Origin of the sequence: Xenorhabdus ehlersii, from assembly GCF_003610465.1 — a bacterium.
Classification (GTDB): domain Bacteria; phylum Pseudomonadota; class Gammaproteobacteria; order Enterobacterales; family Enterobacteriaceae; genus Xenorhabdus; species Xenorhabdus ehlersii.
Window position 1 is genome coordinate 12,685 of sequence record NZ_RAQI01000008.1, and the last position, 12,690, is coordinate 25,374.

General features: G+C 41.3%; 11 protein-coding genes and 4 pseudogenes. 9 read left to right on the forward strand and 6 right to left on the reverse strand.

Annotated elements, in window-relative coordinates:
- Positions 1–29 precede the first annotated feature (29 nt).
- Both BDE27_RS18595 and BDE27_RS18600 read left to right on the forward strand, forming a co-directional pair.
- Positions 30–590, forward strand: a complete 561-nt coding sequence (locus BDE27_RS18595) for a hypothetical protein (protein ID WP_099134002.1) — start codon at positions 30–32, stop codon at positions 588–590.
- Between the two features lie 156 nt (positions 591–746).
- Positions 747–939, forward strand: a pseudogene (locus BDE27_RS18600) (IS1 family transposase); the annotation flags it as partial.
- Positions 940–1,039: 100 nt separating this feature from the next.
- On the opposite strand, the pseudogene BDE27_RS18610 reads toward BDE27_RS18600, so the two are convergent.
- Positions 1,040–1,440: pseudogene (locus BDE27_RS18610) on the reverse strand (IS1 family transposase); the annotation flags it as partial.
- A gap of 186 nt (positions 1,441–1,626) precedes the next feature.
- Between BDE27_RS18610 and BDE27_RS18615 the strand changes: the two are divergent.
- Together BDE27_RS18615 and BDE27_RS18620 are read left to right on the forward strand one after the other, a co-directional pair.
- Positions 1,627–2,111 (forward strand): annotated as a pseudogene (locus BDE27_RS18615) (IS6 family transposase).
- Positions 2,112–2,507: 396 nt separating this feature from the next.
- Complete coding sequence (locus BDE27_RS18620) at positions 2,508–3,074, forward strand: hypothetical protein (protein ID WP_099134005.1); 567 nt, start codon at positions 2,508–2,510, stop codon at positions 3,072–3,074.
- A gap of 79 nt (positions 3,075–3,153) precedes the next feature.
- Here BDE27_RS18620 and BDE27_RS18625 read toward each other — a convergent pair whose 3' ends face one another.
- Positions 3,154–3,717: an IS6 family transposase gene (locus BDE27_RS18625; protein ID WP_099134006.1), complete on the reverse strand. Its 564-nt coding sequence runs from the start codon at positions 3,715–3,717 to the stop codon at positions 3,154–3,156.
- Positions 3,718–4,504: 787 nt separating this feature from the next.
- Between BDE27_RS18625 and BDE27_RS20245 the strand changes: the two genes are divergently transcribed.
- Positions 4,505–5,053 (forward strand): 3-phosphoshikimate 1-carboxyvinyltransferase, encoded by a 549-nt coding sequence (locus BDE27_RS20245; protein ID WP_274540015.1) that lies wholly within the window; start codon positions 4,505–4,507, stop codon positions 5,051–5,053.
- Entirely contained in the window at positions 5,031–5,516 is a 486-nt protein-coding gene (locus tag BDE27_RS20250; protein WP_208638617.1) for a 3-phosphoshikimate 1-carboxyvinyltransferase, read from the forward strand. Before BDE27_RS20245 ends, BDE27_RS20250 begins: the two co-directional genes overlap by 23 nt.
- Before the next feature lie 163 nt (positions 5,517–5,679).
- On the opposite strand, the gene BDE27_RS18635 is transcribed toward BDE27_RS20250, so the two are convergent.
- From BDE27_RS18635 to lysC, 4 genes and pseudogenes are all read right to left on the reverse strand, one after another.
- Positions 5,680–6,377 (reverse strand): IS1 family transposase gene (locus BDE27_RS18635; protein WP_244208842.1). Its coding sequence is split into 2 segments (ribosomal slippage): positions 5,680–6,128 and positions 6,128–6,377, totalling 699 coding nucleotides; the frame shifts between segments, so codons are not numbered across the junction.
- 116 nt (positions 6,378–6,493) lie between these two features.
- A pseudogene (locus BDE27_RS18640) lies at positions 6,494–6,721 on the reverse strand (dihydroxy-acid dehydratase domain-containing protein); the annotation flags it as partial.
- A 32-nt stretch (positions 6,722–6,753) separates the two neighbouring features.
- The gene (gene iclR / locus BDE27_RS18645) at positions 6,754–7,584 is read right to left on the reverse strand and encodes a glyoxylate bypass operon transcriptional repressor IclR (protein ID WP_099131477.1); all 831 of its coding nucleotides are present in this window, start codon (positions 7,582–7,584) and stop codon (positions 6,754–6,756) included.
- 207 nt (positions 7,585–7,791) lie between these two features.
- Positions 7,792–9,165 (reverse strand): lysine-sensitive aspartokinase 3, encoded by a 1,374-nt coding sequence (gene lysC / locus BDE27_RS18650; protein WP_099131478.1) that lies wholly within the window; start codon positions 9,163–9,165, stop codon positions 7,792–7,794.
- A 276-nt stretch (positions 9,166–9,441) separates the two neighbouring features.
- On the opposite strand from lysC, the gene pgi reads away from it, so the two are divergent.
- The 3 genes from pgi (at position 9,442) to ubiA (ending at position 12,680) form a co-directional block, all read left to right on the forward strand.
- Positions 9,442–11,088, forward strand: coding sequence for a glucose-6-phosphate isomerase (gene pgi, locus BDE27_RS18655; protein ID WP_099131479.1), 1,647 nt, complete (start codon positions 9,442–9,444; stop codon positions 11,086–11,088).
- 183 nt (positions 11,089–11,271) lie between these two features.
- Positions 11,272–11,778, forward strand: a complete 507-nt coding sequence (ubiC, locus tag BDE27_RS18660; protein WP_099131480.1) for a chorismate lyase — start codon at positions 11,272–11,274, stop codon at positions 11,776–11,778.
- Between the two features lie 47 nt (positions 11,779–11,825).
- Positions 11,826–12,680 carry a 4-hydroxybenzoate octaprenyltransferase gene (gene ubiA / locus BDE27_RS18665; protein ID WP_099131481.1) on the forward strand — a complete coding sequence of 285 codons (855 nt, stop codon included), beginning with the start codon at positions 11,826–11,828 and terminating at the stop codon, positions 12,678–12,680.
- The last annotated feature ends 10 nt before the right edge of the window (positions 12,681–12,690 follow it).

The following is a 12,690-nucleotide window of genomic DNA, read 5'->3' on the forward strand; positions in this document are numbered from 1 at the left end:
TTTTTTTTAAAACATTTAGGGAGGAAATAATGGCTCAGGTCATTTTATACGGTGATATTTTACATCTTAAAAACAATCATGCTGATGGCAGTTATCTTGATGTTTATGGACAAGCAATTTCACTCGGTGAAAAGTATAATGTTGTTACTTCTGTTTCACCAAATCGTGATACTGGCTCAGGTTCATGGCAGATTTTATCGGCAGAAGGTAAAAGTTTAGGAACGGAAGTTTATAGTAGTGATACGGTATTTTTATTAAATTTCTATAGAAATAATGGAGGATATCTGAGAGTCAGTGGTAATGCTCCGTCACCAGAGCTCTATAATGTTTACACTGCGGATAAACCTGTACATGCCCTCGATACTGCAATATGGTATCTCTTTTCAGATACAACCGATGGATTTGATGGTAAAGTCCGTGAAGGTAATACTATTCGTTTACTGAATAAATTTAACCATGCACATGGCGGATTCCTTGATACTTGTTGGTTTGCAAATCAGCCTGGTGCTGTCTATGAAGTTCATACTTCTCTATTATCAGATAGAGATAATGGCACGGGTACATGGATATTATCGAAAGCTATTAATTAATAGTGAAATTGAAAGTGATTTTATTTTCTAATGGTGTTGATTAATTCGAAGAAATAATAGATAAGCAATGATAAATTTTCCCAATGCGGAAATTTTTCAATCTTAAATTTCCGCATTAAAGTTTGGATAAAACGACTATGCTTTTATTCCTGCAATGTGAGTAGTAAGAAAAATCAACGCTGGCTCTGGTATGTTTGGGAACCTCGCCTCAAGCGAGTTGTGGCGCATGTTTTTGGTGATTGAACTTCCTGAAGAAAAACATATTGTTGGAAAACATTATACCCAACGTATAGAAAGAACCAATTTGATATTCCGTACCCGTTTAAAAAGACTGAATCGAAGGACGATGGGCTATTCCAAATCAAAGGAGATACACGACAAGGTGATAGGGCGTTTCATCGAACGTGAATACTCTTCTTTATAGGGTGATCTAACTATTGGAGTCATGACCGTTTCATACGCGGCTCCCAGGCATACCAGAGCCAGCGTTGATTTTTCTTACTCCCCACAAACGACCACTGCTCATCCACTTCATAAATAAGATGAATGTCATCCCCGTCAAGAGGAAGCGTCGTCACGTTCCGGGGGTTGAGTTTTTAAGCGTTTTCATCACAGTAGCTGTTGCCACCTTCAATACGCGGGCCGTGTCACGGATGCCGCTGTTATTCATCGCCATCTCAATAAGCTGCTCTTTGACTCCCGGTTTGCAAGCTTGATAGGTGTATGCCAACTGAAAGACTTTATTGCAGGCATAGCAGCGGTAGCGGGGATAACCTCTATGACCTTTTCCATGTCCTTTGACCTCTTCTGGTTTGTGACAATAATGACAATCAACTTCTACTTTAGCCATGTTCCACCACGAAATACCGGAAGATTATCATAGCAACTAACTATTTAATACATGACCGACTTTTTCCTTATAGAGCACGTTATCCGGTTCTGTTGCATTAAGGGAAGAGCAGGTAATATGCGATCTTTTACAGAGTGAGTTGCCCGTGTCTTTAATTCGAAAGCCTTCAAGCGGTTACATTATCCTATCAAGATCATTGCTCAGTGGATGGCAGAGCGCGGTATTGAGGCAGACCATTCCACGCTGTATCACTGGGTTATCCGATTGACTCCATTACGGGATAAGGCATTCCGTCGGCGTAAACGTCCTACAGGACAGCGCTGGCGCGTTGCGCTTCTTTCGTAAGGCGATGCCACCCTGCTGAGCCTGAGGTCGTGACCCTTGATAAAAGTGGGGCGAACACCGCCGCACTGGCTACGCTCAACGCCGATAAACCCGAAGAAGAAACCCTCACTATCAGGCAGAGCAAATACCTCAATAATCTCATTGAGCAAGATCATCGAAACATTAAACGTAGGATACGGCCGATGTTAGGCTTCAAATCGTTTCGCCGGGTTCAAACGATTTTAGCGGGGATAGAGTTCGTTTCGATGCTGCGTAAAGGGCAATACTTACAACCCGAAGATAAGACATTGTCGCCGGCAAGGCGGTTTTATCGATTGACTACGTAAATAGTAATCAACCCCACATTTACTCAGACTTTCTCTGTTAATGCGACAGAACCAAATTATGAATGAGGTGCGGAATGACGGGTTTACAAAACTACGGCTCGACGATTTGCCACACAACTCCTGAAAAATACTGCTACTCTTTGTTATGCAAGGTATTTTCGCCTTTTTTCTAATGATGTTGGAACCTACTATGGGCAAACAAAACTTGACAATCAAGACGGTAGCTTATTATATGAATGCAATATTAAATAATATATCCAGTTTTGTGATCTGCTAACAAGAAAGAAAATTCTCGAAAATATAAATAAGATTATATTCATAAATAATGGCGATTTATTGAGTGTAGATAATTAAATAGGTAATTTTAAAGATGAAAACTATTAGAGGACTTACATAATGGCAGACAATAGGCAACTGAGTGCCACAGTATTTGTTAAATATGCTGAATATGGCTCAATAACGGGTCATGCTGCAATGCTGATTGGCGCAATTAATTCAGATGATCTTCATGATTACATAAATAATCAAGTAGATTTTAATCCCAAAAGACCTATCCAACAAGGAATTAGACAACAAAAATTTTGGGAAGATGCATATTTCAATTATGAAGGAACTTTTCAGGAATTTCAAGAAGCGTATCATGTCTATTATAGGTTGTATGGTTTGGATGTAGATAAAATGCTGAATGCAAGAAGAGCAATAAATCATACGAATGTGCATTACAATTTTTTAATTAAGAATTGTGCGACAATAATTGCCCGAATTTTAAAAGCCGGAGGGGTAGATCAATTCTTGAGTCCATTCAATAAAATATTTTATGGACATAATTTGTATTGGACACCTAAAGATATTGCTCAATTATGCGATAAATTAAAAAATATCAATATGGCAACAAAACACAAGTATGAAAACTGTCCGAAAAAACGTAATAACATTCGTAGCGTTCTGGCTGGTTTCAGATAATAAAATTTCTGTTATACTCTTCGCTTGGTTCTGTCGTATTAACAGAGAAAGTCTGTACGGAGGTGGGAATGATTACTATTTATGCAGTCAATCGATAAAACCGCCTTGCCGGCGACAATGTCTTATCTTCGGGTTGTAAGTATTGCCCTTTACGCAGCATCGAAACGAGCGCTATCCCCGCTAAAATCGTTTGGGCCCGGCGAAACGATTTGAAGCCTAACATTGGTCGTATCCGACGTTTGACGTGGCGATGGTCTTGCTCAATGCGGTTATTCAGGTATTTATTTTGACGGATTTCAATCCCCTGCTGAGGCGATCCTTCCGCATTGAGGAGGGTGAGCGCGGCGGTATCGACTGCCCGGTAAAGGTATTTCCACTGACCTTTCACTTTGATATAGGTTTCATCCATCCGCCACCGGGGGCCAACGGGCTTTTTGCGAGGTCGGAAAGCCTTGCCGAGCAGGGGCACCAGACGTAACACCCAGCGATGTATCGTGGAATGGTCGATCTCAATGCCGCGCTCTGCCATCATCTCTTCGAGATTGCGTAGGCTTAGGGCATAGGCCAAGTACCAACGGACGCACTGGGCGATGATATCAACGGGATAATGCAACCGTTTGAAGGCTTTTCGTATCAACGACATTGACGACACGCTTATCAACAAATAAGTGAGATATTACCGAGGCTTTGCTTATTGCAACAGAACCATTCCTACCACAGTGAAAACAATCTGCTAGCGTTCCCAGATATAAGCCACAATTTGTGTAGAGGTATACATCAAATCTACCGTTTCATTATCAGTTAATTTAATAAGTTAATTAATAGGCAAATGGCTTTTAGAACCGCAATTTTCAGAGATGAGTTTCTCCTGAGAGAAGCAATTTTTAAGATGACTACTCAGGTGCTTTCATAAATGAATTTATTAAATTTTAAAGATGTATATAAGCTGTTTAATATCTGAAAAGTACAATTGTTAGGGCTTACATGATAATAAAACAAGGAGGTCATATTTTAATTCCATCTTGCAAAATTAAAAAAAATTAAAGTTTAATAATATGGTTAGATTACATAAAAATGCATTTCATATTTGGTTTTATAAACACTCACTTACCAAAAATCGGGGTATTTAATTTTTCTGAAATATTATTATTATGAAAGAAAAAGTAAAGTTATGTTGTCATTAAAATATCTGGCTGCCAGCTTGGCTGATGGTAAGTCAATTATTAATAATGACTTACGTTGTCTGTAAACCAGTACAATGAAGGAAGCATGTCGCAGTATTGGAGCCAGAATTATTGAGGAGCCGAGAAGATTAATTATTTATGGAACTGGTGGTAAAATTAGCCCTGAAAAAAAGTCATTGATGCTCTCGGTTCGGGCTGGTCTTCCGTGTAATAACCGTCCTTGCTTGCCACAGTGAAACTCCCGCTGTGATATCGGGTGATGCAACTCTCAGAACTCGTGTGATGGAACCTTTACTGAATTCACTTGTTGAATTGGGTGGAAACATCACCAGTGTTCATATGAACGGAAAAGCACCTTTCATCAATTGGGGAGGGTATATTGGTGGTGAATACGAAATCGAAGGAAACATTAGTTCCCAGTTTATTACAGCAATCCTTTTCGCAGTCCCTCTTGCTAAAAAAAGTACTACAGTAAAAATCAAAGGAGAGATCCTATCATTATCCTATATTCGACAGGCATTAGAAGTTCTTGCAATAGCCGGAATCAAATTTAAGCATAATGAAAATTTCTCCCAAATTACGGTGTTCCCTGGTGAATATAGTCCTGCTGAATATATAATAACAGGCGATTACACTTCGTGTTCTTATCTGGTTGCAGTGGCGACTTTATTTCCATGTGATTTGACACTTAAAAATATCAATAGTAAGAGCTTACAAGGTGAGCAGGCTATTCTGGCCTTTGTTGAAGAAATGGGAGTAGAAGTTATTAGAAATGATCAAAAAAAACGAAATTAGGTTGATTAATAGAAAAGGTTTACTAACTGGAAACTATGAATTTAATGTCAGTAACTGCCCTAATATTGTACCTACATTAGCTTCAATAGGAATTTATGTCAACGGCTGTTTCAGAGTTACCGGAGGATCTATAACCCGTCTTCATAAATCGCCAAGAATAAAAGCAATGGTAAACGAGTTACTAAAATTGGGTGTTAAAATTAACCCCTTGATTATAAATGATGTTTATGATGGTTTCGAAATTCATGGAGCATCATCCTATTCTGGAAATTGTAGACTTTCTAGTTGGGGGGATCATCGTATTTTTATGTCTTTATTTGTAGCGTCATTACGTTGTAAACAAGCTAATTATATTGATGGTTATGAAGATGTCCATTGTTCATTCCCATCTTTCTTTAAAGAATTTGAGCAACTTGGTATTACATTCAAAGAAATGATTTACCAATCTGAGTCAGCTTATTAATTTTATTAAGGGTATCAATATGAATATCACAAAAAAAATGTACGAACAGGGTTATGTTGTAATACCTGAAATAATAGGCAAAAAAGAGATTGAAGCTATCAGAGATTTTTATAAAAAAACCTCTGAAATAAATAATCTTTCAACTCTTGGTTATGACTACAATTTATTGATAGTGATGAATGTTCAGATAATATCCTATAACTCTGTCATGCATTTCTATGGATTTTGAAAAAGATAATGTTTTTCGCGTCAGTCTTGCCAAATGCTGACGAAGGTTCAGATTATGCCTCTCTATACGTTGGGTATAACGCTTACTGACCACATGCAGTTTCCCTGCCAATGCTTTTTCATAACTTTTCCAGCCATCTGTCATATAAATAACGATATTGAAAGGTGCCAGCAAGGCCATCAGGCGCATTAATATTTTCTTTGTCCTTGAACCAAAAACATGTGCGATCACTTTTCGTCTTGTCCTGTCGTAGGCGTAAAAGAGCCAGCGCGGCGGTTTCTTTGACTTCACGTACGACCATTGTTCATCCATTTCACAGCAGATAATTACTTCGGTGCCGGGTGCAATGGCTTCTGTTACCGATTTGGGTTTGAGCTTTTTAAGTGGCGAAGCACGGTATTTAGGCCAATCCCCATCACCCGCGCTGTCGCCCGACATCCCATGCCATTCATGGCCATATCGACGATTTGCTTATGGGTTCCGGGGCGACATGCGGCATAAGTGAACTCAAGTTGCCAGGAATGACGGCAGGATTGGCAAAGATAACGCTGATGACCAGAACGTGAGCGCCCATTGCGATGGATCCCTTTAAACGCACGACAAGCGGGGCAGGTTACATCAATCTTTGCCATTTGAATGTTCTCCAAATAGAAAGATTATACATGATCAATAAATTGATATCACAACCTGCTGTTCGAATGACTAATGCCACTCCGCGGCATCATTTAACGCCCACGTAATGGGGGGCGGGGTGGACAAAAGAAGCGCCTGGTAAATGTAGTCCCATGATTTCTATCACCATTTGGTTGGAATTGGCGGTGCCGTAAAAAGAGCAGGTTCTTACACTGTGATAGGAGGCTGCTTCAGCTTCCAGTAGCGTTTGGCGGTCAACTTTACCTTCAACATAAAGCTGGCGAATACGAACTTTTTCTTTGTTTGGCAGCCCACTGGTCATTGGCCCAGCGGGAACAAAACAAATCAGCTTTTTAGCCGGGATCTTAGCAAAAATTACTTAATTCCACCGTATTCTCGGCTAATTGCTTTTGCTGCCCGCATAACAAGAGCACCAAGTTCAGTTACTCGATCATTAGAGATACGTGATACTGGGCCGGAGATGGAAATAGCGGCAAAGGCTTCATGATGTTCATCATAGATACAGGCAGCAATACAGCGCAATCCTAACGCATGTTCTTCATCATCAAATGAAAAACCTTGCTTGCGGATCTGTTGGAGATTTTCTGTTAATGCTGCGGCGGTGGTACAGGTATGTTGGGTATAAGCGTGCATCCCTTTTTTATGTAGCAATTGGAGGCGTTTTTGTTCAGATAGGGTAGACAATAAAGCTTTTCCAGCGCCGGAAGCGTGCATCGGTAGCTTACCGCCAATAGGCGCGGACATTCTCATCAGCGCATTACACTGCACTTGATCGACAATCACGGCTTCATATTCATCAAGATTTAGGATGGCTAGGTTGACGGTTTCACCGGAATCTTCCATTAATTGACGTAATATTGGATGAACCAGCACCATCAGATTACGGCTCTGTAAGAAACTACTACCAACGACAAAAGCATGGGAAGCGATCACCCATAACCCTAAATCACCTATCTGGCGGACAAAACCATGTTGCTGCAAGGTGGTCAAAAGACGGTGAGTAGTGGAGTTGGGTAGACCGGCTTGTATCGCCAGATCAGTCAAGGTAACACCAACAGGCGAATCGGAAATATATTCCAAAAGTGTCAGCCCTCGGCTTAAAGATTGAACCTGACCGTTTGCAGCGGTACTGTTTGTCGTCATCTTAGTCTTTTTTGTGCGTTTGCTAGCAACGGCTGTGCTCATAAGATTCCCTCTGAGTAATAGTCTGTTTGCAGCAATAGGAGCTGCGATAGACACAAAATGGAATTTATTTTCGTTTTCTTATTATGGCTGATAAAGAGGGGAAAAACACATCCGATGTGTTGTGGGTTGCTTAACTATCCTCTTTGCAAGATCAAGAAAACCCGCTTCTTATACGGGTTTTCTGGCACGATGTTTGACTTTATTTTGTTATTCTTCGAACAAACTCTGATGCAATGTCTGAATGACTTGTTCCGCATCGTTACCAGGAACGAGCAGACAGACATTATGGCTGCTTGCACCACAGCTAATCATACGAATATTAAATGGTTCCAACACGCCAAAAATCCCTTTTCCCAAGCCTTTTGCCCGTGAAAGTTCATTACCGATAATCGCCACCAAAGCCATATCTTCTTCGACTTCCACACGGCACAATTTAGAAAGTTCAGTTAGTAACGCATTGGTCAGCAGGTTGCCATTAGTGCTGGTGGAACCTTTGGTATCCAGCGTCAGGGCGATACTGACTTCTGATGTGGTAATCAAATCTACTGAAATATTGTGGCGTGACAGTAGGGTAAAAACTTCTGCCAGAAAGCCCCTGGCATGTAGCATTTTCAGGCTATGTAATGTCAGTAAAGTTTGTTTGCGGCGCAAGGCCAATGCACGAAACAGTGGGGGATTTCCTGTTTTATCACAGACTACTGTACCGCCTGCCTGTGGTTCTTTGCTGGAGCCGACAAATACCGGAATACCACAGCGAACAGCCGGTAGTAGTGTGGCAGGATGGAGGATTTTGGCACCGAAGGTTGCCATTTCTGCTGCTTCATCAAAAGCAATTTTATTGATGCGTTTGGCTGTAGGAACAATACGGGGATCAGTAGTGTAGATGCCTGGAACATCTGTCCAGATATCCACACGCTGTAAACCAAGTGCTTCACCCAGTAAGGCTGCGGTATAATCACTGCCACCTCGCCCCAGCGTAGTTGTACGACCTTTTTCTTCTCTGCCAATAAACCCCTGAGTGATGACGATTGTATCGTTCAGGCGAGGATGAAGGTGTTCCATTGTCAAAGTATGGATCTGGAGTATATTTGGCTCTGCCCGCCCAAAGTTATCATTGGTTCGCATGATCCGACGAATATCAAACCATTCGGCGCCCATATTGCGTTGACGTAGCAACTCTACAAACAATAAGGTGGACATGACTTCGCCATGGCTAACCAATTCATCTGTTAATGCTTCTGAAGTAGCGAGCGATGCTGCTTCTGACAGCATCTCAATATTTTCCAGCAGACGATCAATTTCCTCACGGATCACATCGGCTTCATTCAATCGGTCAATAATGGCGTATTGAATGTCACGGATCTGTTTTAGGTAGTTCTCCCGTTTGTCACTCTCGCAGCCAGCTGCTAATGCAACCAGCAAATTGGTTACGCCCGCGGACGCTGACAGAACGATCACACGGACATTTGTGTCCGCCAAAATAATGTCGGCGCAATTATTCATGGCATCAAAATCTGCCACACTAGTACCACCAAATTTTGCTACTACATACTGCGAGTTAGGAGATGAAACAGCACACATGGATGATAACCTTTTGTTCGGAGAATAGTTCAGAGAATAGGCTTTTAGAAATATCGGGTTAGGCGTACGGAGTCAATGTTTGACGATGAAGCATAAATAATTTTCATGATGGAAAGGAAATTATCGTTTTTGCCTATCTCAACAATTAAGACTGGAAATCATGAACTATTTTGACCAATATCAGTAATTACAAGGAAAAGGAGATTAATCACAGAATTAAGCCGTTACAATCTGTGCATTCCTATTGTTATTGACAGTTGATAGAGAGCATTATTCATGAAAAGCATCAACCCCAGCCAGACCGAAGCCTGGAAAGCATTGCAACAGCATTTTGAGCAAATGAAAAATGTGCATTTGCGGGATCTGTTTGAACAGGATAAAAAACGATTTACGGCATTTTCTGCGACATTTGATCAGCAAATTCTGGTGGATTACGCCAAAAACCGCATTACCGCAGAAACACTGGAGAAATTACAAGCATTGGCGCAAGAAACTGATTTAGCCAGCGCAATTCGCAGTATGTTCTCTGGTGAGAAAATCAATCGTACTGAAGATCGTGCGGTGCTGCATATTGCCCTACGTAACCGTAGTAATACCCCGATTATGGTGGATGGGGAAGATGTGATGCCGCAAGTCAATGCGGTGCTGGCGAAAATGAAATCATTCAGTGAACGTATCATCGGTGGCGAGTGGAGAGGCTATACAGGCAAAGCCATTACAGATGTCGTCAATATTGGCATTGGTGGCTCTGATCTTGGCCCTTATATGGTGACTGAGGCACTGAAAGCGTATAAGAATCACCTGAATATGCATTTTGTTTCTAATGTTGATGGAACCCACATTGCCGAAACGCTAAAGAACTTGGATCCAGAAACTACCTTGTTCTTGGTTGCTTCTAAGACGTTTACTACGCAAGAAACGATGACTAACGCGCATTCTGCCCGTCATTGGTTCCTGCAAAGTGCTATTGATGAAGCGCATATCGCGAAACATTTTGCGGCATTATCTACCAATGAACATGAAGTGAAAAAATTTGGTATCGATACCCAAAACATGTTTGAGTTTTGGGATTGGGTAGGGGGGCGCTATTCGCTCTGGTCTGCAATTGGCTTATCTATTGCGCTTTCCATTGGTTATGAAAATTTCGAACAGCTGCTGAGCGGCGCTCATGCAATGGATAAACATTTTGAGCAAACTACCTTCGAGCAGAACATACCTGTTTTGCTGGCACTGATCGGCATCTGGTACAACAATTTCTTTGGTGCAGAAACTGAAGCGATTCTGCCCTATGATCAATACATGCACCGTTTTGCAGCCTACTTCCAACAAGGCAACATGGAATCAAATGGTAAGTACGTCGATCGTGATGGCAATCCGGTAAATTACCAGACAGGACCGATTATCTGGGGTGAGCCTGGCACCAATGGTCAACATGCGTTCTACCAGCTTATCCATCAGGGAACTAAATTGATCCCGTGTGATTTTATTGCACCAGCAATGAGCCATAATCCAGTGAGCGATCACCATAGCAAACTGCTCTCCAACTTCTTTGCACAAACGGAAGCATTGGCATTTGGTAAAACACAGGCTCAAGTGGAAGCTGAATTTGCACAAGCAGGAAAAAATGCTGAAGACGTGGCGAATGTTGTGCCATTCAAAGTGTTTGAAGGTAATCGCCCGACCAACTCCATTTTATTACGTGAAATTACCCCATTCAGTTTGGGAGCATTAATTGCGATGTATGAACATAAAATCTTTGTTCAGGGCGCCATTCTGAATATCTTCTCATTTGATCAGTGGGGCGTAGAATTGGGCAAACAATTGGCGAACCGTATCCTGCCTGAACTGCACGACGCAGAAGCTGTAACTAGCCATGACAGCTCCACAAATGGCCTGATTAATCAATTCAAAGCGTGGCGTTAATCTGAACTTTCATATTATCTAATCTTTTCTCACCTTAATAACTGTTGTTATTAAGGTGAGTTTTTTTGTGATTTACATAATTTGTTATCAACTTTTAATTTTATTGGTCTGCAACATGATATCCTCACTCCCCATTCGTTGTGCTGTCGGGGAAATTGATATTCCCCGCAATGGGAAAATGATATGGCAGATGACACAATATTAAATTCAACCCCCATCCACTGGTTATCATCAAATGAGACTGACCTTCTGCCTGAATCTGTTTTAGGTTGGCTGATGGAAGTAGGCTCAATGACACGTCGCTTTGAACAACATTGTCAGCAGGTATCGGTTGCTCCTTTCCGGGAAGGTTTTATCACTCTGGCAGAGTTAAATGATGAAAGTGAGCACTTACCTGTAAGTGAAAAATATTGGTTACGTGAAATTGTCTTGTATGGGGATAATATCCCGTGGCTTTTGGGACATACAGTTATTCCTGGGGAAACACTCACTGGCCCAGATAGAAAATTGGTTGATGTAGGCACTGTTCCACTTGGACGTTATCTTTTTAGTGGTAATAATTTAACACGGGATTATATTCAAATAGGCCGACAGGGGGATCGTTGGGCACGCCGTTCTTTATTGAGGTTGTCGGGTAAGCCACTGCTGCTCACAGAGGTTTTTTTACTGAATTCACCTGTATATAAATAGAATTAAGATCAACAGAACTAAAGGGGAGAAATAGATTGAAGGTCAGTATGACGCGGGATAAATGGCATGCTTATTGCCGTTTAATGCGTATCGATAAACCCATTGGCACATTATTACTATTATGGCCAACATATTGGGCATTGTGGATTGCCGCAAAAGGTATGCCAGATTTGCACATAGGGTTAGTATTTACTCTCGGTGTGTTTTTTATGCGTGCTGCGGGATGTTGCATTAATGATTTCGCAGACAGAAAATTTGATGGGTATGTAGAACGGACAAAATCTCGTCCTCTTCCCAGTGGCGATATTACCGAAAAAGAAAGCAAAATCTTGTTTGCCACACTGATACTCATTTCTTTCGCACTGGTTCTGACACTGAATAAAATGACGATTGCATTGTCAGTCGTTGGGCTGGCACTGGCGTGGGTTTACCCTTTTGTCAAGCGCGTTAGTCACTTGCCACAAGTTGTGTTAGGTGCTGCTTACGGCTGGTCAATTCCTATGGCGTTTGCCGCAGTCAGTGAATCTTTACCTTTAGAATGCTGGCTATTATTTTTAGCCAACATCATTTGGTCTGTAATTTATGATACGCAGTATGCAATGGTTGATCGTGACGATGACTTGAAAATCGGGGTGAAATCGACAGCCGTACTTTTCGGACGTTTTGATAAACTAATCATTGGCATTCTGCAATTCATCATGCTGGGCATTTTGGTTTTAGTTGGCGGGATGGTGAATCTGGGGGGAATATATTATTGGACGGTATTATTGGCAACAGCACTATTCGTTTATCAGCATAAATTGCTCACAAATAGGGAAAGGTCTGGCTGTTTTCAAGCGTTTATGAACAACAACTATGTCGGTTTAGTTCTATTCCTCGGCGTTTTTTTTAGCTATGTCTAATAGGGTGTAG